Raw genomic sequence first — 23,621 nt, forward strand, 5'->3', positions numbered from 1 at the left:
CCGGCGCACTGCCACTGAAATCGTGCTTCTTGATGCCAGGAAAGCAGTCATAGGACGGCTCCGCTTCCGTACCTGTAATGACTGCCGCACAGGACGGATCCTGAGCGTCTGGGTCCACGATACCTGGCAGCGTCAGGGGCTCGGGCGAGAACTTGTCAACGCCCTCCTCGCACGCCGCCCAGGCTTTCGATGGAGTACCACCGGACAGACTCCGCTGGGCCGGTCCTTCTTCTCGGCGATGGCCGAGGAAACCTCGGTCTCCTTTCCTCAGAGCGGCGCATTGTGCACGCATTTGGCAGGGCGGTTCACACGCGCATGGCGCCGTCTGGTCAGCCGATGGCGGCCCGCTTCTGCCGACACTACGATCCACTTGCCATAATCAGGTCCGTTCCGTTTCCTGGAGAGTTCGCTCGCTGACGTGACGCCTTCAGGGTGCGCAGACGGTTCTTGCGAAACTCTGCGGTGATCTCGGCGGCAGGTACTGAGGGCTGTTGCGTCAAACATGTTCTGGTCGGCGATGGTGAGTCCGGCGAGCAGCAGGCACCGACGATTAAGGAGAGTCGGTAGGGTTCGTTGCCGGCAGGCTCGGCGGTGAAGGGTAATGCGGATCCACGCCCTGATTTTTCCACTCATGGCGACAAGCTGGAGTTCTCCTGGCTGCCCCGCGACGCCATGGAGGCCCGCAAGAAGGCGCTTGATATCCGCAGCCAACGCCGCGCGTGTGCCAAACCAGGTCGGAACGAACGGACAGCGCGCCCGAAGTGTCAGCCGGATCAGCCTCGACCAGGTAACCCACTTACGACAGCGGCGCGCTGGTTCTCGCCGCGTGGCATCCGTGAGGTGAGGGCCCGCAGCGAGGCCGGTGCACCGCGCTGGGAGGACGGGCGGCTGGTGGCCGACGTCACCGCTCGGTCGATCTGCGGCCCCCCCCCGCAAGGCCACGGCAGGAGGTTAGGCCCGCCGGGCCCGATGTCGGCGCTGTGCCCGGGGCATCCGGGTGCGAGAGGTGCCGCGGCCGCGGCAGTCCCGGCTCCGCGCCGAGCCGTATGCCGTCGCGTTCGTCGTCATCCGTTCACCCCCGTGTAGTGGTCGAGGCTCCAGCGCCACAGCAGCCGTGCTCCGAGGTACGCGAGCAGGCCGAGCAGCGGGGAGGCAGCCGCCAGCCAGTACGGGACACCCGTGTCGTGCCCGTGGCCGGTGAGCACCGCCGCCGGGAAGTAGGCGACGAACGCGAGCGGGAGGCCGAAGGTGAGGAAGCCGCCCACCGCCCTGGGCAGCACGTTCAGCGGATAGCTGCCGAAGGTGCCGAGCAGCTCCTCCAGCCAGCGGCCCCAGTAGTCGGCGGCCGGGAAACGGAGCGCGGCACAGGCAACCGCCGTGAACAGGGCGGCCTCCAGCAGCATGCCGCCGAGCAGACAGGCGATGAGGTACGTGATCCGTCCCGCCGTCCAGTCGAGGTGGCTGCGGGACAGGGCGCCGGCCATCAGGCCGACGGCGACCGTCAGGTCACCGAAGGCGTTCGTGGGGAAGAACTGCAGCTGCACCTGACGGTGGACCGGCATCGGCCGCAGCAGATAGATGTCGATCTTCCCTTCCTGGATGAACCGGCCCAGCTGGTGCACGCGGCCCAGGCAGAGCACGAACAACCCGTGTGCCAGCATCCGTGTCGCCGGGATCAGCAGCACCTCCGAGCTGTCCCAGCCGCCCATCCCGGTGAACCGGGTCAGCAGCACGGTCGCGAACACGATCACCGACACCTGCCAGATCGCGCCGATCGCGATGTTCAGCAGGAACTCGATGCGGTACTCCATCTGGGCGCGAATGTTCAGGCGTGTGATGCGCCAGGCGATCCGGACGGCATTCATAGGCATCAGCCTCCCTGGGAGATGACCCGGTGGGCGGCCCGCCGCCACAGGAACCGGGTGAGGAAGAAGAGCAGGACGACCCAGACGGCCTGGATCGCCAACTGCCCGCCCGCGTCGGCCAGTTGGATCCGGCCCACGTACAGCGACAGGGGCACGCTGAGCGTCGCCTGGAAGGGCAGGAAGGTGCTCATGGTGCGGAACCAGCCGGGGAAGAACCACAGCGGGGCGTACACCCCGGACAGCAGGTTCTGCGCGAAGAGCAGGATGAGCATCGCGGAGGAGTTGCGGATGGTCCAGAAGCACAGCTGGTCCAGGAGCAGCATCACGAAGTAGAGGACCAGCTGGCCGAGCAGCAGGCTGACCACGAACACCCCGGCCACGGCCGCCGACCCGGGCGGCTCGATCACCCCGGCCGCCAGGCACACCGCGTATCCGGCGAGCGCCCACGCGGCCCCGTAGACCTGCTCGCCGAGCGCGCGCAGCGCATGGTAGCGGGCGGGCGGCAGCGGACGCAGATACCAGTAGACGATGGTGCCGAAGTGCATGTGCTGCAGGACCGTGTCCCGGCCCGCGTACTGGTCCAACTCCCGCAGCCGGGAGGCGAGTACGGCCAGCACGGCGTAGGTGATGGCCTGCTCGCGGGTCATGCCGGCGGTGGCGCCGGCGTGCGCGTACAGGCCGCTCCACAGGGACGCGACCAGGACCACCTGGACGGTCAGCCGGACCAGGACTGCCGTCATCCGGGGCGGGGCGTGCAGCTCGCCGAGCGGGGTGACGCGGGCGGCCCGCCACGCGTGCAGAACGGCCATGTCAGACCCCTTCTGCCGCGGGCTCCGCATGCGCGTACGCGACCCGCATCACGTCCTCCAGGTCCGCCTCGTCGATGGCGATGCCCGTCACCTCGTACCGCTCGATGACCGCCTTGAGCGCCTGGTGGACGGTGGGGGCCTCGGGCCCGTCCGGGCCGAACACCACCTGCGGGCCGTCCTGCCGCAGCAGTGCGATGCCCGGGGGCGGTACGACGTCGCCGTGCCCGTCGGCGAGCGTCGCCCGCACCTGCCAGGTCGAGCCGAACTTGCGGCGGATCTCGTCGAGAGAGCCGTCGAGGACGAGCCGCCCGTGGTTGATCAGCACGACCCGCTCGGCGAGCCGCTCGACCTCCGTCATGTCGTGCGTCGTCAGCAGCACCGTACGGCCGCGCTCCTCGACCTGGTGGCGCAGGAACTCGCGGACCTGCTCCTTGACCACCACGTCCATGCCGATGGTCGGCTCGTCGAGGAAGACGACCGGCGGGTCGTGCAGCAGCGCGGCGGCCAGGTCGCAGCGCACGCGCTGGCCGAGGGAGAGGTGGCGTACGCGGGTGTCCCAGAAGGCGGACAGTTCGAGGATGTCGTCGAACTCCCGCAGCCGCGCGGCGTGTTCGTCCTTCGGCACGTCGTAGATGTCCCGCAGGATCGCGAAGGACTCCTTGACCGGCAGGTCCCACCACAGCTGGGTGCGCTGCCCGAACACGGCACCGATGTTGCGGGCGTTGCGCTCCCGCTCCACGTACGGCACCACACCCGCGACCCTGGCCTCGCCGGAGGTGGGGGTGAGGATGCCGGTGAGCATCTTGATGGTGGTGGACTTGCCTGCGCCGTTCGGGCCCAGCAGGGCGAGGAGTTCGCCCGGTGCCACGTCGAAGCTGATGTCGGAGACGGCGTGCTTGACGGCCCGCTCCGGGTTGACGAGAGATCTGAGTGTGCCGGCGAAACCCGGACGGCGCACGGTGGTGTGGAAGGAACGGGAGAGGGAGCGGACCTCGATACTGCCGATCACTCGATGGACCTCCGGGTGAGTTGGATCAGCCAGACGGTCGCCGCGAGGGAGGCGGCGGAGAGTCCGGTGAGCAGCCAGGGGACGGCGTGGATGCCCGAGGCCTCGATGCCCGCCCCCAGCAGCGGGGGAGCCGCCACTCCGCCGATCATCGACGCGGCGATGACCCAGGCACCTGCGCGCCTCGCCTGGGGAAGCGCCCTGTTCAGCCAGGGCAGTCCGGTCGGGAAGACCGGCGCGATGAACAACCCAACACCGGCGTAGGCCACCGGCGCCACTCCTTTTACACGTGCCAGCAGCAGACACACGGTCATGCCGGCCGCGCAGATCGTCAGGATGCGCTCGGGGGAGTACCTCAGGGTGATCGGTACGACGAGGAAACGGCCCGCCGTCATCATCAGCCAGTACACGGAGGTCGCCGAGGCGGCCACGGTCGCGCTGTAGCCGACGGTCTCCAGATGCGTGGGTTCCCAGCCGCCCACGCCCGCCTCCACGCCGACGTTCAGGATGTAGAGGGCGAGGAAGCCCACGAGGATGCGAGGGAGGCGGCCGCCCGGCGATGGAGGTTGCTGCTGCTTCTCGGACGGCTCAACAGGGCGTGTACATACGCCACTTGAGCCCAGAGGGACCAGTGCGGCCGCCAGCACCGCACACGCCCCGAAGGCGTACGCGTACGCGTCCGGACCCAGCCATGCCACCACCGCCGGGCCGAGCACCGCCCCGATGCCGAAGTGCGCATTGAGCACGTTCAGCATGGCCGTGGAGCGGTCGCCGAAGCCGACCGCGAACAGCTGGTTGAGGCCGTAGTCGATACCGCCGAAGCCGAGGCCGCCGAGGAAGGCGGCGGCGAGGGCGAGGGGCCAGTCGGGGGCCAGTGCGAAGCCCGCGCCGCCCAGCGCCATCAGTCCGTAACTCGCAGCCAGCAGCGCCCTGTTGCTGATCCGGGAGTGGATCGCGTTGAAGGCCAGAACGCCCGCGACACCGCCCGTGAAGTGCAGGCTCAGACCGAGCCCGGCACCGGACGGCGCCAGGCCGAACTCCGCGCGCAGGCCCGGCACCGCGGGGCCGTACAGCGCCTGGAGCATGCCGATGAGGACGAAACCGGCGCAGGACGCGACCGCGGCCGGCCGACTGAAGAGCCGGCCGGCCGCAGTGGACCGTATGTCCGTGTCCGTCAACTGATCTCCGAGAAGACGAAGGAGAACTCGGCCGGCTCGGCGTGCAGCTGGTACTGCGGCAGCACGCCCGGCCCGCAGGACCCGGTGCCGATGCCGTGCAGGCCGTGGTCGAGGTTCACCCACACCGTGTCACTGGGCGTGAGGTCGGTGCGGTGGGTGGCCGCGTCCAGCTGCTCGGTGGTCCAGCGGCGGGCGGTGAGGAAGAACTCCGGGTCGCCCTCGATGCGCAGCCCGCCGAGCTCGGCCCAGCGGACGTCGGCGCGGGCGCCGTTCTCCTGCGGGCGGAGGTACGGGGTCTGCAGTCCGTCCACCGTGGACTCCCAACGACCCACCTTGGAGGCCGCCTTGGTGTCCGGGTAGCCCTCGCCGGGCCCGCCGCCGTACCACTTCACAGCGTCGGCCTGCGCGAGACCGAACCGCACGCCGAGGCGCGGCAGCGGCACCGGCCACTCGCCCTCCGGGCCCACGGACACGGTCAGCCTGAGGCGGCTGCCGTCCGAGGTCCAGCGGTACACCGCGGCGAGGCCGAACTCCCAGGCGGCCGGGGCGACCCGGGTCCGCACGGTCAGGGCGTCGTCGCCGATCTCCACGCCGTCGAGCCGGTGCCGCATGCGGTGCAGGCCGTACTTGCGCCACAGGGTGGCCCAGCGGGTGTCGGTCTGCCACTCGGCGCCCTCGTCGTTGTCGGTGGTCGCCCGCCACACGTCCAGGCGCAGACCGCTCACCCCGACGCCGCCGATCGTCTTCAGTGCACCGGTGCGGGCGTCGAAGGAAGCGGGTCCGAGTGTGATCACACCGTCGCCGGCGACCGGCCCGTCGGTCGCGGCGACGGACGGCAACGTCCGTGCATTGACCGGGACCTGCCCCCAGGCCACCTCGTGGCCCTTGGGCCCCCAGTCGGTGTCGGCGGCCAGCAGCGCCCGTACCGTCCACTGCGTCTCGCCGCCACCGTGGTCGGCGGCCGGCTCGGGCAGCTTGACGTCCGTGGACTCGCCCGGCGCGAGCGCGGGCAGCGACAAGGAGCCCGACTCGACCGTCTCGCCGTCCACTTGGTAGGACCACTCGAAGGCGAACGCGGACAGGTCGGCGAAGTCCTGCTTGTTCGTGATCCGTACGGCAGTGTCGGCGCCCTCGATGGAGACGGGCTCGATGACCTTCTTGAACTCCAGCAGGCCCGGCGAGGGCTGCCGGTCGGGGAAGATCAGGCCGTCGCAGACGAAGTTGCCGTCGTGCAGCTCCTCGCCGAAGTCGCCGCCGTAGGCGTAGCCCAGCTCCGGGTGCCTGACGCCGTGGTCGATCCACTCCCAGATGAAGCCGCCCTGGAGCCGCTCGTACTTCTCGAACAGCTCCTGGTAGTCGGCGATGCCGCCCGGGCCGTTGCCCATGGCGTGGCCGTACTCGCAGAGGATGAAGGGGAGTTGGCGCCGCTTGTGGGTGCCGCCGTCCAGCTCCTTGCCGATCTGCTCGACCTCGGCGTGATTGGCGTACATGCGCGAGTACATGTCCGTGTCACGGGAGTTCCAGTCGCCCTCGTAGTGCACGAGGCGGGAGGCGTCCCGGCCGTGGATCCACTCGGCCATGGCGGTGAGGCCGCGTCCGGTGCCGGCCTCGTTGCCGAGCGACCAGACGACGACCGACGGGTGGTTCTTGTCCCGCTCGACCATGCGGGCCGCGCGGTCCAGGAGGGCCGGGGTCCAGCGGTCGTCGTCGACCGGGTTGTCCCGCCAGGCCTGCTCGGTGAAGCCGTGGGTCTCCAGGTCGCACTCGTCGATGACCCACAGGCCGTACTCGTCGCACAGGTCCAGGAAGGCCGGGTGCGGCGGGTAGTGGGAGGTGCGTACCGCGTTGAGGTTGTGCCGCTTCATCAGCAGCACGTCCTCACGCATGGTCGCAAGGTCGAGCGCGCGGCCCTTCTCGGGGTGCCACTCGTGGCGGTTGACGCCCTTGAAGAGCACCGCCTTGCCGTTGACCTTGATGAGGCCGTCGGCCAGCTCGACCGTGCGGAAGCCGATGCGCAGCGGGACGCGCTCGCCCTCGGTGACCAGCTCGCCGTCGTACAGCTTCGGCGTCTCGGCCGTCCACGCCTCGACCGGGACCGTCACCGGCTCGCCGGTCGCGACATCGATGTCCAGTGCGGGCACGCTCACCCGCCCGTCGACGTCGGAGTCGACGCGCAGGGTGCCCTCGCCCGTGAGGTGGTCGTAGGAGGCGTGCACGAAGAAGTCGAGGGCGCTGCCCGCCGGGCGGTGCAGCAGCGTCACGTCACGGAAGATGCCGGGCAGCCACCACTGGTCCTGGTCCTCCAGGTACGAGCCCGCGGACCACTGGTGCACGCGTACGGCGAGCACGTTGCCGCTCGGCTTCAGCAGGTGCCCGACCGCGAACTCGTGCGGCAGCCGGGAGCCCTTGAACTCGCCGATGTCCGTGCCGTTCAGCCAGACGCGGGCGCAGGACTCGACACCGTCGAAGCGGATCACGGCCCCGCCGTCGGCCGGCCAGTCCTCGGGCACGTCGAAGACGCGCAGGTGGTCGCCGGTCGGGTTCTCCGTCGGGACGTGCGGCGGGTCGACCGGGAAGGGGTAGAGATGGTTGGTGTAGATGGGCAGGCCGAAGGCGCCGTCGCCCTGGAGGACCCAGTGGCCGGGGACCGTGACCTCGGGCCAGCCGCCGGCGTCGAATCCGGGCTCGGCGAAGGAGTCGTCCTCGGCGTCGATGGTCGGTGACACGCGCAGGCGCCAACTGCCATTGAGTGAGAGGGACGCGGCGTCGGAGGACGCGTACCAGGCACGGGGCGGTAGAGCGCCGCTGCCCGGGGAGACGTCCTCGACGTAATCGATGGCTGTGGTGCGGGTAGTCATCGGTCTCCAGGTCGTGGTGGTGAGGTGGGCGGGTCAGCCCTTGATGCCGGTCTGTGCGATTCCCTGGACCAGCCAGCGCTGGAGGAAGAGGAACACGAGCACAAGGGGCAGGATGGAAATCGCGGTGGCCATGAAGATCAGGTGGTAGTTGACCGTCTGATTCGTCATGTACGAGGAGAGCGCGACCTGGACGGTCCAGGCGCTCGGGTCCTGGCCGATGACCAGCGGCCACAGGAAGGCGTTCCAGCCGTTGATGAACGTGATCGTGGCCATCGCGGCGAAGAAGTTCAGCGAGTTGGGCACGACGATCCGCCAGTACGCCGTCCAGTAACCCAGTCCGTCCACCCGCGCCGCCTCCTCCAGCTCCTTCGGGAACCCGAGGAAGTACTGCCGAAAGAGGAAACAGGTGAAACCGCTGAACAGGCCCGGAATGATCAGACCCCGGTAGGTGTCCACCCAGCCGAGGGACGAGACGAGCACGAAGCTGGGCACGAACGTGACGGCCGTGGGCACCATCAGGGTGGCGAGGACCGCGTAGAACACCTTGTTGGCGTGCCGGTAGGGGATGCGGGCGAGACCGTATCCCGCCAACGAGCAGACCAGCAGGATGCCCGCGGTCATGAGAAGGGCGACGACCAGCGAGTTCCACATGGACCGGGCGAAGTCGACGGTCGGGTCGTCGAACAGCTCGGAGATGTTGCCCCATTGGAGACTTGTGGGGAAGAACTGCCAGTTCTCGCCCGTGATCTCCTGGTCCGTGGACAGGGCGTTGCGGACGATCAGATAGAACGGAATCAGGAAGAGCAGCGCGGCGATGCCGACGGCGACGTAGAGACCGGTGTTGCCGAGGAGGCCTCCGCGCTTGGGCCGGCGTTCCTCGCCGACCTGGGGTGCGGTGGTGGTCACTTGGACTCCTCCCCCCTTCCGAAGCCCATGAACTTGCCCTGCAGCAGGGTGACGACACAGATCAGCACCGTCAGGATGACGGCGCCGGCGCTGCCGGAACCGTAGTCCTGGTTCGCGCCGAGAGCTGTCTTGTAGAGGACCATCAGGGGCGTCTGGCCCCAGGTCGCCCTGGTCGTGATGATGTTGTAGAACTCGTCGAACGCCTGGTAGGCGGCGACGAGCAGAAGCAGGATCACCGCGGTCGAGGTGGCCCGCAGCTGGGGCAGCGTGATGTAACGGAACGTCTGCCAGCCCGGCTTGGCCCCGTCGATCGCGGCGGCCTCGTACAGCTCTGCCGGGATGTTCTGCAGCGCCGCCAGGAAGAGGATCATGTAGAAACCGGCCTGCAGCCACAGGCGGACGGTCAGGATGACCAGCCAGTACCACGGCGGGCTCGGATTGGAGACCCAGGCGACGTTGTCGGCGCCGAACCAGCCGATGACCGTGTTGGCCAGGCCGAAACGGACGCCGTTGAAGATGGACATCTTCCAGATCAGCGCGGCGGCGACATAACTGCACGCGGTGGGCAGGAAGAAGACCGAGCGGAAGAACGCCCGCATGAACCGCAGCCGGTGCACCAGCAGGGCCAGGCCCAGTGAGAGTGCCCAGGTGGTGGGCACGATGAACGCGGCGAAGACGGTGAACGTCACCAGCGAGCCGGTGAAGTCGCTGTTCGTCAGCATCTGCCGGTAGTTGTCGAAGCCGACGAAATGGCTGGGCGTGACCGTGAAGCGGGCGTCGAAGAAGCTGAGCCAGATGCTCCAGCCGATGGGAACGAAGACGAAGATCACCAGGCCGATGAGGAACGGGCCGGTGAAGAGCCAGAAGTTGAGAGTATTGTTCGCCGTGAGCCCCCGCCGCGGCCGGGCCTTGGAAGGCTTGGCCGCGGCGGGGCGGGCGACCCCGCGGGTGGTGGTGGTCGACATGTCCTTTGTGTCCGTCCGCCGGCCTATCCGAAGAGCTTCTTGAGCTCGCGGGTGACGGTCTGGTCGGCCTTCTCGAGCGCGGCCTTCGGGTCCCCGCCCTTACGGACGCTGTTGGCGATGACCGTGTCCATGGCGCTCCACATGGCCTGGGTCCAGCCGATGTTGTCGAAGTGCCCGTAGGTGTTGAAGAGCTTCACGCCTTCAGCCGGCAGCCCCGACTGGAGCTTGGTGGCCTGCTGGGCGATCGAGGTGCGCGGCGGGATGTGGAAGCCGTAGGAGGTCGCGAAGTCCTCCTGGTACTTCTTCTGGTCGATCCACAGCCACTTCACGTACTCCTTGGCCGCCTCGACGTTCTTGCCCTTGGCGTTGACGAACATCGACCAGCCGCCGTTGTAGACCGAGAGCCGGCCGGCGCTGCCGACCTTCGGGAAGGGGAAGACGCCGAGGTCGTCGCCGAGTGCCTTCTGCATCACGGGCATCGCCCACATGCCGCAGAACTGCATCGCGCACAGGCCCTGGTTGAGGGCGGAGGGGTCCCAGAAGTCGGCCGGGGCGTCCAGAAGCAGGTTGCCGCTGGTGAACAGCTTGCGCAGCTGGCTGAGGCCGCCGGCGACCGCGTCGGTGTTGAAGCCGACCTCGTTCTTGGCGGTGAGGGTCTCGGCACCGGCCGACCAGATCAGAGGGGCCTCGATGGCGTGCAGGTCGTTGCCGAGGAAGAGACCCTTGACCTTGGAGGTGGTCAGCTTGGCGGCGGCCTCGATCAGCTCGTCCAGCGTCGTGGGGACGGCGACGTTCGCCTTCTCCAGCATCGACTTGCGGTAGAAGAAGAACTGCGGGTCGTCGATCATCCGGACGCCGTAGATCTTGCCGTCGACCGTGTGCGAGGCGATGTCCGCCTTGTTGAAGTCGTCCTTGACGGGCTCGATGATGTCCGTCAGGTCAGCCACCTGGCCGCTCTTGACGAGCTGGATCTGCGGGTGGAACTCGAAGACGTCCGGCGCCTGCTTGGTGAGCAGGGCGGCGAAGAGCTTGGTCTCGTAGTCCGAGCCGGTGATCCACTGCGTGGCCACATCGGCCTTGGTGTACCCCTTCGCGTACCGCTTGACGGCCTGCTCCACGCCCGCCTCGCCGTAGGCGTGGAAGTACTGGGTCAGGTTCGTGCCCGAACCCGACCCACCCCCACGGCCGTTGTTGCTGCCGCACGCGGCCAGCGTGCCGGCGGCGGCCATGCCCGCGGCGGCCCGGAAGATTGACCGGCGGGAGAAGTTGCTGTTGCTCATTGCCGACATGCTGACGTCCTTGTCTCGATTCCGGCTGCGACTGAGGCTGCGGCTCCACGGCTTCAGCGCGAGGTGGCTCAAATTGCGTTGCGGTGCGGGGACGTTAACCTTCGGCTAAGGCTTCGGCAAGGGGTTGGACGAAGTCTGTTCGAAGCGTTAAATCCGGTTCGGAATCCCGAACATGGGGGTGGTGCGGGGGTGAGGGCCGCCGGGTCAGGGTGTGGCCGGCGGCCCCCGGTACGGGGGACTAGGCCTTGTTCCAGACCTCGTTGGTCCCGCCGTTGCAGCTGTACAGGATCACTTTGCTGCCGTCGGCGGTCGCCTGCCCGCTGACGTCCAGGCACTTGCCGGACGCCTCGCTGAGGATCTGGCCGTTGGCGTTGAGCAGCCAGCGCTGGCCTGCGTCACCGGTGAAGTCGGCGGTCGTCGTCAGGCCCGAACTCCCGGCCGTGAGATAGCCGTTCGCGCCCTTCAGGGCGCCCCTGCCGTCGTACGACCACGACTGCTCGGTCCCGCCCGTGCACGTGCTGATGGCTGCCCCGGAGGTGCCCGCGGTCAGGCACTTGCCGGACTGCTTGCCCTGCAGCGCACCCGCGACCGCGGAACTGCCGTGGCCCTTCTGGTCGAAGACGTACGTCGTGACGGAGCGGGCCGCGAGGGTCGTGGACGCCGTGCCGCCGCTCACCGTCGGCCTGGCGACGTTCGCCCAGTCCTCGGTGGCCGAGGTCCGCACGGCCTTCTCGGCCCGCACCGGCGTCTTGTTGTTGAAGTGCAAACTCAGCGGCGTGTCGCTGGAGTTGTGGTTGTTGACCACGACCACCCACTTGCCGCCCTTGTCGTACGACGACACCTCGACGCCGTCCGGTGCGCCGGTCACGTTGTGCGCGACCGAGCCCGGCCGGACGAACCTGCTGTACTGGCCGAGCGCGTAGTACCGCTTGGTGAAGTACAGCTTCTGGTTGCCGTTCGTCGCGTAGTCGGGGTCGTAGTAGATCAGGCCGTCGTTCCAGCCCGTGTCGTTCCGCTCCGTGGGCGAGGTGCCGTAGCCGCTGGCCAGGGCCACCCACCACTGGAACGCCGAGTCGTGCGAGCTCGCGAAGTCCTTGTAGATGATCCGCGACATCAGCAGGGCGTTGTCGATGGTGGGGTCGTACTCCTGGTTCCAGCCCGTGCTGCCCTTGCCGAAGCAGCAGATCTCGGTGGCCCAGGACTTCTTGCCGACGGTCCTCGACGTCTCGTAGACGTTGCCCAGCTGGCCGTCGTTGGGGTTGTTGTACGTGTGGTGCGCGAGCGCGGACACATACTGCGCGGTACCCGGCTGCGAGATCCACTGCGGCAGCTCGTCGACGAACTGGGTCGTCTTGCTGGACTCGTCGGCGATGATCGACGTCTGCTGCTTCCGGGCCCGCTGCTCGGCGCCCAACGCCCGCACGATGTCGTCGCGTTGGTCGGGCGTGACCTTCATGCCCTCCTGGCCGCAGTCCCCGAAGTCGTTGTCCGGCTCGTTGAACGGGCTGATGTAGTCGAGCTTCACGCCCTGCTCGGCGAAGTGGTCGGTCACGTCCGCCACGTACTTGGCGTAGTCCGGCTCGTTCTCCGCCTTCAACTGGCCGCCGCAGCTCTGGCCGTTGGTCGTCCACTGCGCGGGCGCGCTGTTGACGAAGCCGATGAGGTCCTTGACGCCGTACTTCGCGGCGTACTCGAGGAACGTACGGCCGCCGTTGTCATTGCTCCAGTTGTACGAGCCGTCGGGGTTGAGGAAGTCCTGTGCGGCGCGGGCCGGGGTGGTGACCGCGGCGCCGCCACCGCCGATGTTGTAGCGGTAGGAGGAGAGGCCCAGGCCCTGCTGGGAGAAGAGCAGGTCTGCGACCCGGGCCTGCACCTCGGGCTTGAAGTGCTGCAGGTCGTTGACCCACCAGGCGCCCGAGGCACCGATGTCGTCGATGGTCTGGGCGGCGTGCGGGGAGACCTCGGCCGCCGTGGGGGTGGCGGCCGAGGAGGGCGGGGCGGATATCAGGGGACCTGCGACGGCGAGCGCGGCTGCTGCCGTCAGGAGGACCGATCTGCTGGGGTGGGGGTGAGTCACGTGCATCCCTTCCGTCGTCATGAAGGTGGTGCGGTACGGCTCCTTGCGGGGGTGCGTTTCGCATTCCTCTGCCCGACGGACTGCAGTGCGCCTTCCAGCGCGAACGTCGCCGCACCCAGGCAGGCCGGGTCGGTGGGGATCGGGGAGAGGACGATCTCGGTGGCGGCCATCGGCCGCGGCAGCGCGTGCCGGGCGACGGCCTCGCGCACCTCCGCGACCAGGGGCTCGCCGAGGGCGGCCGCGACCCAGCTGCTGAGCACGACCACCTCGGGGTTGAACAGGTTGACCAGGTCGGCGATGCCGGCGCCGAGGTAACGGGCGGTGTCCCGGACCACCTTGACCGCCACCGGGTCCTGCTCCCGCATCCCCTGGGCCAGCGCGGCGATGGTGGCCGTCTGGTCCTCCGGGTGCAGCAGCGGGCTGCCGGCGCTCAGCTCCCGCAGGTTCAGCATGATTCCGGGCGCTCCGACATACGTCTCCACGCAGCCGTGGTTGCCGCAGTGGCACAGCCGGCCGTCGAGGACGATCGTGTTGTGGCCCCACTCGCCGGCGCTGTTGCTGACTCCGCGGTGCAGCCCGCCGCCCAGGACCAGCCCGGCGCCCACACCGGTCCCGAGGGTGACCACGACGGCGTCCCCCCGCCCGCGCGCGGCCCCGAACCACAGCTCGGCGACCGCGACGGCACGCAGCGGGTTGTCCAGGTACAGGGGGTAGGCGATGTGCTCGGCGAGCAGGTCGAGCAGCGGCACGTCGTGCCAGTCCCAGTTGGGCGCGTACTCCGCGATGCCGGTGGCGCGGTCCACCTGCCCCGGCACGCTCACGCCCACGCCCAGCACCCGAGCGCCCTTGATGCCGGCCTGCATGACCACCGAGCCGACGGCGGCGGCGACATGGCCCACCAGCTGCTCGGGGAGGCTCTCGCCGGGGCGGACGTCCTCCTCGGCGCGGGCCAGCACGTTCAGCGCCAGGTCGAACAGCTCGACATGGACGTACGTCTCCGCGATGTCAACGCCGATCAACGCGCCCCCCGACGCGTTGACCGCCACGAGCCCCCGGGGGCGGCCGCCCGCCGAGTCCTCGAACCCGACCTCGGTGATCATCCGCAGATCGAGGAGCTCGCCGACGAGCGTGGCGACCGTGGCGAGGCTCAGACCGGTGGCGGCCGCCAGCTCCTGCCGGGAGGTGGGAGACGCGGCGATGATCTGGCGCAGCACCTCGTAGCGGTTCGCGGTGCGGATGTCACGTGATGTGCGCTTCACAGGTCGGTCGCCCCCCGGTTCTTTCAGGCCAAGGGCACCGGGCACGTCGGCACCGGCGCGGCGCAAGGCTATGGCCTGCGAGGGACTTTCGACAAGGGGTTAGGAAAGGGGGTTTATAAAGCCCTCCGGAAATCAGTCGCCCAGTACCGTCCGCACGAAGGGGTTGGCGAATTTTCCGTCCGGGTCCAGGGCCCGCGCAAGCACCCGGAAGTCGGCCAGTCGGGGGTACCGGCCGCGCAGGACCGCCGCGGGCGTGGTGAAGACCTTGCCCCAGTGCGGGCGGGCATCGAACGGGTCCAGAGCCTCCTCCACCCGCCGCACCACCGGCAGCACGGCCTGCGTGTCCTCGACCCAGGTGAAGTGCACCGCCACGGTGTCCCGCCCGTACGCCGGGCTCAGCCACTGCGGGTCGGCGGCGACCGTGCGTATCTCGCAGGTCTGCAGCACGGGAGCCACCGTCGTCCGGATCCCGTCGAGGGCGTGCAGCACGTCGACGGCGTGCTCTCGGGGCAGCAGATACTCCGACTGCAGCTCGGCCCCGCTGCTCGGCGTGAACTCGGCCCGGAAGTGTGGCAGCCGCTCGTGCCACGGCCCCGGCACCCCGAACTGCTCCGTGCAGTTCACGGCCGGCATTCCTGGCACGGGGTGCAGCTTCTCGGTCGCGGGCGCGGCCCACGGGAAGTCCGGGAGCGGCTGGTCGGTGCGCCGCTTGAGCCACACCTGCCGGAAGCCGGGCTCCCGCCAGTCGGTGAACAGGCTCACGCTGTACGCCGCCGCCGCGATCGTCTCGTACGCCTCCAGGTCCAGCCCCGCGAGGGGGAGTTCGGTGAACACGTGCTGCTCGACCTCGAAGGCCGGCTCCAGGTCGAGGGTGAGGGCGGCCACGACGCCGAGCGCGCCCAGCGAGGTGACGGCGCCGTCGAACCGCGCGTCGCCCCGCCCGATCCGCACCGTGTCCCCGTCGGCCGTGACCAGCTCCACCTCGCGCACCGGTGCCGCCAGCGATCCGTTGGCCACCCCCGAGCCGTGCGTGCCGGTCGCCACCGAACCGGCCACGGAGATGTGCGGCAGGGACGCCATGTTGGGCAGCGCGAGCCCGTGCGTGTGCACCACGCGGGCGAGTTCCGCGTACCGGACGCCGCCCGAGACCCGTACCGTGCGGGCCGTGGTGTCCACGTCGATCACCGGCGGCAGTCCGGCGATCGAGAGCAGGGTGCCCTCGGGGCCCGGCTCGGCGATCTCGTTGAAGGAGTGGCCACTGCCCAGCACGCGGACCTTCGCGCTGTCGGCCACGAGCGTCCTGAGCGCGTCGAGCGAGTGGGGCCGGTGCAACTCCTTCGCCGCATAGGTGATGTTGCCTGCCCAGTTGGTGACCGTCTCCGTCATTCCCTGTCGTCCCTCCGGCGAGTGCGTGTGCATTGACCCTCTCATCTGCCGCGACCTACCGTGGAGAGCGTTTTCTACAACTTCCTCGCCGAAGCCGGAGGGCCACCCCCTTGCCCGAGCGTCCCCAGGCTCTGTTCGCCATGACCGCCGAGAACCTGCCGCTCGTCTTCCCTCCGAGTGTCCTCGCGCGACTGCGCGAGGCGGTGGACATCGATCCGGACCTGATTGCCGAGGACTTCACCGAACCGCGCGTCCGTGAGGTGCTCGCGCGCACCGAGATCCTGGTCACCGGCTGGGGCTGCCCCCGCCTGGACGCGGCCGTCCTCGACGCGGCTCCGGAACTGCGCGCGATCCTGCACTCGGCCGGCTCGGTCAAGGGCTTCACCACGCCCGAGGTCTGGCGGCGCGGCATCGCGGTCTCCTCGGCCGCGGCGGCCAACGCGCTGCCGGTCGCGGAGTACACGCTCGCGATGATCCTGCTCGCCGGGAAGGACCTCCTCGGCGCTCGGGAACGCCTGCGCACCACACGGGCCCATCCCGGCTGGGGCGTCGTCCCCGGCATCGGCAACCACGGCCGCCGCGTCGGCGTGATCGGCGCCTCCCGCATCGGCCGCCGCGTCATCGAGTTGCTGGCACCCTTCGACCTGCGCGTGAGCCTCGCCGACCCGTATGTCACCGAGCCACGAGCAGCCGAACTCGGCGTACAGCTCCTGCCGTTGGACGACCTTCTGTGCACGTCGGACATCGTCACGATCCACGCGCCCGAAACCCCTCAGACCCACCACCTGATCGGTCACCGGGAACTCGCCCTCATGCCCGACGGGGCGACCCTGATCAACACCGCGCGCGGCGGCCTGGTCGACCACGAGGCCCTGGTCGACGAGGTTCGCACCGGCCGTCTGAACGCCGTCCTCGACGTCACCGACCCCGAGCCCCTCCCCGCCGACTCTCCCCTCTACGACCTCCCGGGCGCCTTCGTGACGCCCCACCTCGCGGGTTCCCAGGGCAACGAGCTGTCCCGCCTCGGCATGACGGTCGCCGAGGAGGCCGCACGTCTGGTGGCGGGCGGAGGGCTGGCCCATCCGGTTGATCCCGGGGCCCTGGAGAGAGAAGCGTGAGCTGCGGATTTCGTCGAAATCGGCGCACTGGACGAGCTTTTCCGTAAATACCTGGCACAGCAGCAGCGATATCGGTAGCGTCCACTCGTGTGACGCTCGAACCGCTCCCCGAGACCGACCTCACCCGCCACCGCCGCCTGCGCGAGCAGGGCAGCCTGGATCGTGCGGACCTGGACGCGATCCTCGACGCCGGGTTCGTCTGCCACCTGGGTGTGGTGGTCGCGGGGCGTCCGCTGGTCGTGCCGACCGTCTACGGGCGTGACGGACGGCAGCTCTATGTGCACGGTTCCGTGGCCAGCCGCAGCCTGGCGGGCGGCACCCCGGTCTGTGTCACCGTCACGCACGTCGACGGCCTCGTCCTGGCCCGCTCGGTCTTCGAGCACGGCGTCAACTACCGCAGCGCGATGATCCACGGCGAGGCCCGCAAGGTCACCGACCCCGAGGAGAAGCTGGAGGGCCTGCGCCGGCTCACCGAGCACGCGGCGCCGGGCCAGTGGCCGTACGCCCGCCTGCCGAACCGCAAGGAACTCGCCGCCACCACCCTCCTCGCCCTGTCCCTCGAAGAGGCCTCGGTCAAGATCCGCACCGGCCCGCCCGACGACGGCGACGGACCCGACGCCGAGCTGGGCCTGTGGGCCGGAACCCTGCCGCTGACCTCGGCCTGGGGCACCCCCGTGCCCGACCCCCAGCTGCCGCCGGGCACCCCCGTACCAGGACACATCGCGCGCCGCGGGGGGACCCGGCACGGCTGACCCGCACGCGGGGGCATACCGTGAGGAGCTGAACGCCTGAGCCGGAAGGAGAGTCGGGATGGGCAGCCGTACCGCACTGGTCGAGGATCTGATGGAGCGGTTCCCGCACGTACCGCGGGAAGCCGTCTTCAAAGAGGACCTGCTGCGTGGAGGCGTGGCCTTCGACCCGTCCGCGCTCAGCGACAACGAGTCCGGCGAGGTCAAGCCGAAGTCGTACTTCATCTTCTCCTTCGACCACGGGACCCTGCCGGAGCTGGGCGAGGCCGCGCTCAGGCGTCCCCCGGAGGAGATCATCCTCACCGGCGGCCCGTACGACCTGCGCCGTACCGTCGTCTCCGTACGCGTGAACCCGACCTCGCCCTACCGCGTCGCCGCAGACGACGAGGGGATGCTCGGGCTGTACCTCGACGGCAAACGCATCGCGGATGTCGGTGTGCCGCCGATGCCGGAGTACTACCGGCACACCCTCTCCAACGGGAAGTCGGTCATGGAGGTCGCCCCGACCATCCAGTGGGGCTACCTGATCTACCTGACCGTCTTCCGGGTCTGCCAGTACTTCGGCGCCAAGGAGGAGTGCCAGTACTGCGACATCAACCACAACTGGCGCCAGCACAAGGCGGCCGGGCGGCCGTACACGGGAGTCAAGGACGTCGACGAGGTCCTGGAAGCCCTGGAGATCATCAACCGTTACGACACGGCGAAGGCATCCACCGCCTACACCCTCACCGGCGGCGCCATCACCTCCAAGCTCCAGGGCCGTGACGAGGCCGACTTCTACGGCATGTACGCCAAGGCCATCGAGGAGCACTTCCCGGGCCGCTGGATCGGCAAGGTCGTCGCCCAGGCGCTGCCCAAGGACGACGTGCAGCGGTTCAAGGACTACGGCGTGCAGATCTACCACCCCAACTACGAGGTGTGGGACGAGTATCTGTTCAAGATGTACTGCCCGGGCAAGGAGCGTTACGTCGGCCGGGACGAGTGGCACAAGCGGATCCTGGACTCGGCGGACGTCTTCGGCGCGCGCAACGTGATCCCCAACTTCGTTGCGGGCGTGGAGATGGCGGAGCCCTTCGGGTTCAAGACGGTCGACGAGGCGATCGCCTCGACCACCGAGGGGCTGCGCTTCTTCATGTCGCACGGCATCACGCCCCGCTTCACCACCTGGTGCCCCGAGCCCACCACCCCGCTCGGCAAGGCCAACCCGCAGGGCGCGCCGCTGGAGTACCACATCCGGCTGCTGCAGGCCTATCGCCAGACGATGGACGACTTCGGGCTGTCCTCGCCCCCCGGTTACGGTCCGCCCGGACCCGGTCGCGCGGTCTTCTCCGTCAGCTCGTTCATGGACAGCCTTCCGGCGCAGGACACGGCAGAGGTGTGAGTGACGGCCGGGGACGGTGAGTCAAACGCGGTCCCCGGCCGTACAAGAGGCTGGAGTTGTGCCTCACGGTCGGTTCGCAGGGGTCTGTCAGGGTTCTGCCAGGACAACTGAACAGAGCGCTTGTCAGTTGTGTTGAAAACGTGAAAGGCTCCTGCCCTGCCGCGAGGTTCCCCCCAACTCCTCCGCCGAAAATGGTGAGTTGACCTCGCTTGTGGATGCAGGAGACTCATGCCCGACCTGCCGACCCCGAAGGACGCCGCCGAGGCCGCGCTGTTCTCCGAGTGCTGGGACGCGGTGCTTTCCTACGCCGATCTGTGCACGGCCGGCGCCACCGCGGCCACGCAGCTGGCCACGGAGGCGTTCGCGCTCGGAATGCGCGAGGTCCGCGCCGCCGAGACCGGAGCCGCCCGGAGCAACGGCCGCCGCTCGCCCCGGCTCCCCGTGATCCCCCTGCTGCTGACCGCCGTACGCACCACGGCGGCGGCCTGGGAGGCCGACGGACAGGGCGACGACCTCGACCCCGACCTGCGCCTGTGGCTCAACTCGGACAAGGGCGCCCGCTACACCGGTCCACCGTTGCGCCGCCCGATCGCCCTGCGCGGTCTGCGCGACCTGCAGGAGGCGGATGCCGCGCTGCTGTGGCTGGCCGAGGTGGAGTCGTTGCCGCGGTCCGTGGTGGCCCGCCGGCTCGGCCTCGACCCGGCCCTCGTGGGCGACGAACTCGACCAGGTGCGGGGCCTGTTCAGGGACCGCTGCCACCGCAACCATCTCGACACGCCGATGGACGCGCAGTGCCGCAGCTATGCGCGCCTCCTCGACGCGATCACCAGGTCGCCCGCCGCCGACCTCCCGCCGGACCTCTCGCGGCACCTCGCCACGTGCGTGGACTGCGCGGAGGCCGCCGCCTGTCTGCGTCCGCAGGGCGGCGGGCTGCCCGCGGCCCTCGCCGGCGGTGTGATCGGCTGGGGCGGCCTCGCCTACCTGGAGCGCCGCCGCCGGGCCGCCGAGGTGCGCCTCGGTGTCGGGCGACCGGAGGCGGCAGACGGGCAGAGCGGCGAGCCGAGGACCGTCACCGACCGCGCACGCGTCATCCGCGGCGGGCTGCTCGTGGCCGCCGTCATGGTGTCGCTGCTGGCGCTGGCCACGTCGATGATGCCGTTCGGCGGCAGCGAGAACGAGGCCGCGAGCGGCGACTCACCGACCGACAGCAGCCCGGTGGCGGCCCCGCGCCCCTCCCTGCCGTCCGCCACTCCGACGCCGAAGAGCGACTCCCCGACCCCCTCCGCCATCACCCCGACGAAACCCGGCGGGGGCAAGCACTCCGACCCGGAACCCCAGGGCACCTCCGCCACCACGCAGAGCAGCGCCCCGGATCCCGCCAAGAGCGCGTCCGCCACCTGCAAGGCCGCCTACCACCTCGACAACCAGTGGACGGACGGCTTCCAGGCCACCGTCACCGTCACCACCGTCGACGCCCTCGACACCTGGCGCGTCGCCTGGTCCTACCGGGACGGCCAGAAGGTCGGCCAGATGTGGGACGCGAGCGTCGCCCAGAACGGCTCCCGGGTCACGGCGACCGCAGCCGACTACAACAAGGCGGTCCCCGCCGACGGCAGAATCACCTTCGGCTTCCTCGGATCCTGGCAGGGCAGGAACTCCTCGCCGTACGACTTCACGCTCAACGGACAGGCCTGCGCGAAGAGCTGACCTCGTACGGCCCGTGACAGGCGCCGCGACCGGGTGAACTCGACCGAGTCACCCGGTCGTTCGGCGCCGCCCGTCAGCAGCCCGACTTGTAGAAGTACTTGCTGACCGACGGATCGTTCATGTTCGCCTTCGTGATGGCGACCATGTTGGTGCCGATCGACTTCTGGACGCTCTTGCCCTCGAAGGCGGCCGCCAGCTGGTCCACAGCCTCCCTGCCGATCGCCGCCGGGTCCTGGGCGACGAGGACCTGGAGCGTGCCCGCCTTGAGCGAGGCGACCTCGTCGGGTTCGGCGTCGAAGGCGGCGACCTTCACCACGCCCTGCTTGCCTGCCTGCTTGAGGCCGGTGGCGATGCCCTGGCCGGTGTTGGTGTTGCCCGCGAAGACACCGCCGAGATCGGGGTGGGCCGCCAGCGTCGACTGGATCTGGGAGGCGGCGGTCGCCGGCAGGTCGTTGTCGTAGAGCGTGGGCAGCAGCTTGATCTCGGGGTACTTCTTCATCTCCTCCGTGAAGCCCTTGATCCGGGCGTCAGTCGTCGAGACGCCTGGCTTGACGCTGATCACGATGGCCGAGCCCTTCTCGCCCATCAGCTTGGCGAGCGCGTCGGCGGCGACCCGGCCGCCCTTCTCGTTGTCGGACGAGATACGGGTGATGCCGATCGAGTCGTCGGTGACCGTGGTGTCGACCAGCGCGACCTTGGTGCCGGCCGACTGGATCTGCTTCAGCGACGGCGTGAGCGCGCTGGTGTCCACCGGCGAGATCATCAGCCCGTCCGGCCGGGAGGCCGCCACCGAGTCCAGGAGCGGGCGCTGCACCGACACGTCCCACTGCGCGGAACCGTCCGCGCCGAAGTCCATGCCCTTCGCCTTCGCCTCCGTCTTGGCCGCGCAGGTCATGGTGATGTAGAAGGGGTCGCTCTTCACGCCGGTGATCAGCCGCACCTTCTTGTGCGCGGCCCCGCCCGACGACCCCGACCCGCCACCGCTGGACGAACTGCACGCGGCGGCCCCGGTGAGGGCCAGTACGGTGCCCGCGGCGACCAGTGCGCTGCGCCTGCTGCGAATGCTCAACATCGAGACATCTCCTTAAGCTTGCTCTCGGGTCTTCCTGCGCATCTGGTCGACGTAGACGGCCGCGACGAGCACGACGCCCACCGCGACGTCCTGCCAGTACTGCTGAACGCCGATGACGATCAGTCCGGTGGTGAGCACGGCGGGGATGAACACACCGATCACGGTGCCCAGCACCGAGCCGCGCCCGCCGAAGAGGCTGGTGCCGCCGAGCACCACGGCAGTGATCACCTTCAGGTTGTCGGTGGAGTGCCCGGCGATCGACGTGGTGCCGTACGAGGCCAGCCACATCACCGCGCCGAGCCCGGCCAGCAGCCCCATCAGGCCGTACACCTTCACCAGGTGCCGTCCCACGCCGACTCCCGCGCGCCGTACGGCAGTCGGATTGGAGCCGATCGCCAGGGTGTGGGTGCCGAAACGCGTCGCGCCCAGCACCAGGCCGAAGACGGCCGTCACCACCGCGGCCAGGACCACCAGCCACGGAATGCCGAGCACCTTGCCGAAGCCGAGGCTGTTCTGCAGATGCGTGGCTGCCGCACCGGCCGGGTCCTGGCCCCCGGTGGCGAGTTCGGCGATCCCCAGTGCCGCCCCCAGACCGCCGAGCGTCACGATCAGCGGCGGCACCTTCCCGGTCGCCACCACCGCGCCCTGCAGCACACCCCAACCGGCGCCCACCGCAAGGGCGATGACCACACAGATCGCGACCGTGCCCCAGCCGGCGTCCGGCCCGCCGTGGTGGATGTTGTACTCGCCCGCCGCCACCGCGGCCAGCACCAGCACCGAACCGATCGACAGATCGATCCCCGCCGTGATGATCACGAACGTCATGCCGACGCCCAGCACCAGGTAGATGGCCGCGTTCACGGCGATCTGCGTGAGGTCGTACTGGGTGAAGAACTTGCCCGGCGCGGCGATGGTGAAGAACGCGACCAGCACCACGAGGATCACGAAGGTCCACAGTTCGCTGATACCGGCCGCCCGCCGCAGCCAGTCGGGTACGGTCCGGTGCGCACCCTCCGACGCGGGCGGGTCCTGCTGTGCCGCGGTCGGCCGGACTTCCTTGCTGTCGGCGGTCATCGCCCGTCCTCTGCTTTCCTCAAGGACCCGTTCTGCGGGCCGGGTTCGTCCAGCGACCCGGTCATGGCCCCGACGAGCTCCTCGATCGTGGTGTCCGCTGCGGTGAACGAGGCGACCCGTCGCCCGAGCCGCAGCACCTCCACCCGGTCCGAGACCGACAGCACCTCGGGCATGTTGTGACTGATCAGCACGACACAGATGCCCCGGTCGGCGACCCTGCGCACGGTCTCCAGGACCCGGGCGCGCTGCACGACACCCAGCGCGGCCGTCGGCTCGTCCATGAAGATGACCTTGTTCGCGAACGCGACTGCACGCGCTACGGCCACCGACTGTCGTTGACCGCCGGACAACGTTGTCACAGGAGCCGTCACATCTTTCAGTTCGACGCCCAGCTCGGCAAAGGCCTTGACCGCCTCCTGCCGCATCGCGGGCCGGTCGAGCACTCCCAGGCGGCCGAGCAGTCCGCCGCGCACAACCTCCCTGCCCAGATACAGATTGGCCGCCGCATCCAGATCCGGTGCGAGCGACAGATCCTGGTAGACGGTCTCAAGTCCGTGCCGCTGGGCGTCCATCGGTCCGCCGAACCGCACCGCCTGCCCCTCCACCCGCACCTCGCCCTCGTCGGGTGCGAGCACTCCCGACAGGACGTTCACCAGAGTCGACTTGCCTGCGCCGTTGTCCCCGATCAGGGCGACGACCTCGCCCGCGTACGCCGTGAAGTCGGCGCCCTGCAGCGCCTGGACGTGACCGAAACGCTTGACCACACCGTGCGCCGCGAGAAGTGGTTCCCTTGCAGAGGCCATGTTGTGCCTTCGCGTTGGTATCGTTAACAGTTCGTCGATTCTGGGAGCCCCATGGGTGGGCGTCAAGGGTCGTGTGTGACCCGTTCTCAAGAGGTTGCACAGCGGCCCGGAGCCGCCCG

General features: G+C 69.3%; 19 protein-coding genes. 5 read left to right on the forward strand and 14 right to left on the reverse strand.

Translation table 11 applies throughout. The annotated features are described in order from the left end of the window. Positions 1 to 22: 22 nt before the first annotated feature. Positions 23 to 379, forward strand: a complete 357-nt coding sequence (locus EDD92_RS52510) for a GNAT family N-acetyltransferase (RefSeq protein ID WP_399185507.1) — start codon at positions 23 to 25, stop codon at positions 377 to 379. Positions 380 to 1,064: 685 nt separating this feature from the next. Here EDD92_RS52510 and EDD92_RS36470 read toward each other — a convergent pair. From EDD92_RS36470 to EDD92_RS36520, 11 genes are all read right to left on the reverse strand, one after another. Beyond that, a complete protein-coding gene (locus EDD92_RS36470) occupies positions 1,065 to 1,865 on the reverse strand; it encodes an ABC transporter permease (protein ID WP_123968248.1) in 801 nt (266 codons plus the stop codon). A gap of 5 nt (positions 1,866 to 1,870) precedes the next feature. Next, a complete protein-coding gene (locus tag EDD92_RS36475) occupies positions 1,871 to 2,674 on the reverse strand; it encodes an ABC-2 family transporter protein (protein ID WP_123968249.1) in 804 nt (267 codons plus the stop codon). A gap of 1 nt (position 2,675) precedes the next feature. Continuing rightward, positions 2,676 to 3,683 carry an ATP-binding cassette domain-containing protein gene (locus EDD92_RS36480; protein WP_123968250.1) on the reverse strand — a complete coding sequence of 336 codons (1,008 nt, stop codon included), beginning with the start codon at positions 3,681 to 3,683 and terminating at the stop codon, positions 2,676 to 2,678. Next, positions 3,680 to 4,765, reverse strand: a complete 1,086-nt coding sequence (locus EDD92_RS36485; RefSeq protein WP_260327364.1) for an MFS transporter — start codon at positions 4,763 to 4,765, stop codon at positions 3,680 to 3,682. The genes EDD92_RS36480 and EDD92_RS36485 overlap by 4 nt, the downstream gene beginning before the upstream one ends. Before the next feature lie 89 nt (positions 4,766 to 4,854). Continuing rightward, the gene (locus EDD92_RS36490; protein ID WP_123968252.1) at positions 4,855 to 7,716 is read right to left on the reverse strand and encodes a glycoside hydrolase family 2 TIM barrel-domain containing protein; all 2,862 of its coding nucleotides are present in this window, start codon (positions 7,714 to 7,716) and stop codon (positions 4,855 to 4,857) included. 33 nt (positions 7,717 to 7,749) lie between these two features. After that, positions 7,750 to 8,622, reverse strand: a complete 873-nt coding sequence (locus EDD92_RS36495; protein WP_123968253.1) for a carbohydrate ABC transporter permease — start codon at positions 8,620 to 8,622, stop codon at positions 7,750 to 7,752. After that, the gene (locus EDD92_RS36500) at positions 8,619 to 9,587 is read right to left on the reverse strand and encodes a carbohydrate ABC transporter permease (RefSeq protein ID WP_123968254.1); all 969 of its coding nucleotides are present in this window, start codon (positions 9,585 to 9,587) and stop codon (positions 8,619 to 8,621) included. The genes EDD92_RS36495 and EDD92_RS36500 overlap by 4 nt, the downstream gene beginning before the upstream one ends. 23 nt (positions 9,588 to 9,610) lie before the next feature. Beyond that, positions 9,611 to 10,876 (reverse strand): ABC transporter substrate-binding protein, encoded by a 1,266-nt coding sequence (locus tag EDD92_RS36505; RefSeq protein ID WP_123968255.1) that lies wholly within the window; start codon positions 10,874 to 10,876, stop codon positions 9,611 to 9,613. A 238-nt stretch (positions 10,877 to 11,114) separates the two neighbouring features. Further along, a complete protein-coding gene (locus tag EDD92_RS36510) occupies positions 11,115 to 12,959 on the reverse strand; it encodes a glycoside hydrolase (protein ID WP_123968256.1) in 1,845 nt (614 codons plus the stop codon). An 11-nt stretch (positions 12,960 to 12,970) separates the two neighbouring features. After that, positions 12,971 to 14,212: an ROK family transcriptional regulator gene (locus EDD92_RS36515; protein ID WP_123968257.1), complete on the reverse strand. Its 1,242-nt coding sequence runs from the start codon at positions 14,210 to 14,212 to the stop codon at positions 12,971 to 12,973. A 132-nt stretch (positions 14,213 to 14,344) separates the two neighbouring features. Beyond that, positions 14,345 to 15,598, reverse strand: coding sequence for an FAD-binding protein (locus EDD92_RS36520; protein ID WP_123968258.1), 1,254 nt, complete (start codon positions 15,596 to 15,598; stop codon positions 14,345 to 14,347). A 110-nt stretch (positions 15,599 to 15,708) separates the two neighbouring features. Between EDD92_RS36520 and EDD92_RS36525 the strand changes: the two genes are divergently transcribed. The 4 genes from EDD92_RS36525 to EDD92_RS36540 all read left to right on the forward strand — a co-directional run bounded on the left by EDD92_RS36525 (position 15,709) and on the right by EDD92_RS36540 (position 20,553). Next, the gene (locus EDD92_RS36525) at positions 15,709 to 16,716 is read left to right on the forward strand and encodes a hydroxyacid dehydrogenase (RefSeq protein WP_123968259.1); all 1,008 of its coding nucleotides are present in this window, start codon (positions 15,709 to 15,711) and stop codon (positions 16,714 to 16,716) included. An 89-nt stretch (positions 16,717 to 16,805) separates the two neighbouring features. After that, a complete protein-coding gene (locus tag EDD92_RS36530) occupies positions 16,806 to 17,468 on the forward strand; it encodes a pyridoxamine 5'-phosphate oxidase family protein (RefSeq protein ID WP_123968260.1) in 663 nt (220 codons plus the stop codon). Between the two features lie 58 nt (positions 17,469 to 17,526). Beyond that, the gene (locus EDD92_RS36535) at positions 17,527 to 18,846 is read left to right on the forward strand and encodes a radical SAM protein (protein ID WP_123968261.1); all 1,320 of its coding nucleotides are present in this window, start codon (positions 17,527 to 17,529) and stop codon (positions 18,844 to 18,846) included. 228 nt (positions 18,847 to 19,074) lie between these two features. Then, on the forward strand, positions 19,075 to 20,553 hold the full coding sequence (locus EDD92_RS36540; protein WP_123968262.1) for a cellulose-binding domain-containing protein: 1,479 nt from the start codon (positions 19,075 to 19,077) through the stop codon (positions 20,551 to 20,553). Positions 20,554 to 20,626: 73 nt separating this feature from the next. On the opposite strand, the gene EDD92_RS36545 is transcribed toward EDD92_RS36540, so the two are convergent. The 3 genes from EDD92_RS36545 to EDD92_RS36555 are packed head-to-tail and all read right to left on the reverse strand — an operon-like array spanning position 20,627 to position 23,502. Beyond that, positions 20,627 to 21,625 carry an ABC transporter substrate-binding protein gene (locus EDD92_RS36545; protein ID WP_123968263.1) on the reverse strand — a complete coding sequence of 333 codons (999 nt, stop codon included), beginning with the start codon at positions 21,623 to 21,625 and terminating at the stop codon, positions 20,627 to 20,629. A gap of 12 nt (positions 21,626 to 21,637) precedes the next feature. Beyond that, positions 21,638 to 22,699 (reverse strand): ABC transporter permease, encoded by a 1,062-nt coding sequence (locus EDD92_RS36550; RefSeq protein WP_123968264.1) that lies wholly within the window; start codon positions 22,697 to 22,699, stop codon positions 21,638 to 21,640. Then, positions 22,696 to 23,502, reverse strand: coding sequence for an ATP-binding cassette domain-containing protein (locus EDD92_RS36555; protein ID WP_123968265.1), 807 nt, complete (start codon positions 23,500 to 23,502; stop codon positions 22,696 to 22,698). The genes EDD92_RS36550 and EDD92_RS36555 overlap by 4 nt, the downstream gene beginning before the upstream one ends. Positions 23,503 to 23,621: the final 119 nt, after the last annotated feature.

The organism is Streptomyces sp. TLI_185, assembly GCF_003814765.1.
Lineage (GTDB): Bacteria > Actinomycetota > Actinomycetes > Streptomycetales > Streptomycetaceae > Streptomyces.

Coding starts and splice junctions, on each gene's coding strand:
- EDD92_RS36470 (WP_123968248.1), bottom strand. CDS start 1,865: ATGAATGCCGTCCGGATCGCCTGGCGCATCACACGCCTGAACATTCGC.
- EDD92_RS36475 (WP_123968249.1), bottom strand. CDS start 2,674: ATGGCCGTTCTGCACGCGTGGCGGGCCGCCCGCGTCACCCCGCTCGGC.
- EDD92_RS36485 (WP_260327364.1), bottom strand. CDS start 4,765: ATGCTCCAGGCGCTGTACGGCCCCGCGGTGCCGGGCCTGCGCGCGGAG.
- EDD92_RS36490 (WP_123968252.1), bottom strand. CDS start 7,716: ATGACTACCCGCACCACAGCCATCGATTACGTCGAGGACGTCTCCCCG.
- EDD92_RS36500 (WP_123968254.1), bottom strand. CDS start 9,587: ATGTCGACCACCACCACCCGCGGGGTCGCCCGCCCCGCCGCGGCCAAG.
- EDD92_RS36505 (WP_123968255.1), bottom strand. CDS start 10,876: ATGTCGGCAATGAGCAACAGCAACTTCTCCCGCCGGTCAATCTTCCGG.
- EDD92_RS36510 (WP_123968256.1), bottom strand. CDS start 12,959: ATGCACGTGACTCACCCCCACCCCAGCAGATCGGTCCTCCTGACGGCA.
- EDD92_RS36520 (WP_123968258.1), bottom strand. CDS start 15,598: ATGACGGAGACGGTCACCAACTGGGCAGGCAACATCACCTATGCGGCG.
- EDD92_RS36535 (WP_123968261.1), top strand. CDS start 17,527: ATGGGCAGCCGTACCGCACTGGTCGAGGATCTGATGGAGCGGTTCCCG.
- EDD92_RS36540 (WP_123968262.1), top strand. CDS start 19,075: ATGCCCGACCTGCCGACCCCGAAGGACGCCGCCGAGGCCGCGCTGTTC.
- EDD92_RS36545 (WP_123968263.1), bottom strand. CDS start 21,625: ATGTTGAGCATTCGCAGCAGGCGCAGCGCACTGGTCGCCGCGGGCACC.
- EDD92_RS36550 (WP_123968264.1), bottom strand. CDS start 22,699: ATGACCGCCGACAGCAAGGAAGTCCGGCCGACCGCGGCACAGCAGGAC.
- EDD92_RS36555 (WP_123968265.1), bottom strand. CDS start 23,502: ATGGCCTCTGCAAGGGAACCACTTCTCGCGGCGCACGGTGTGGTCAAG.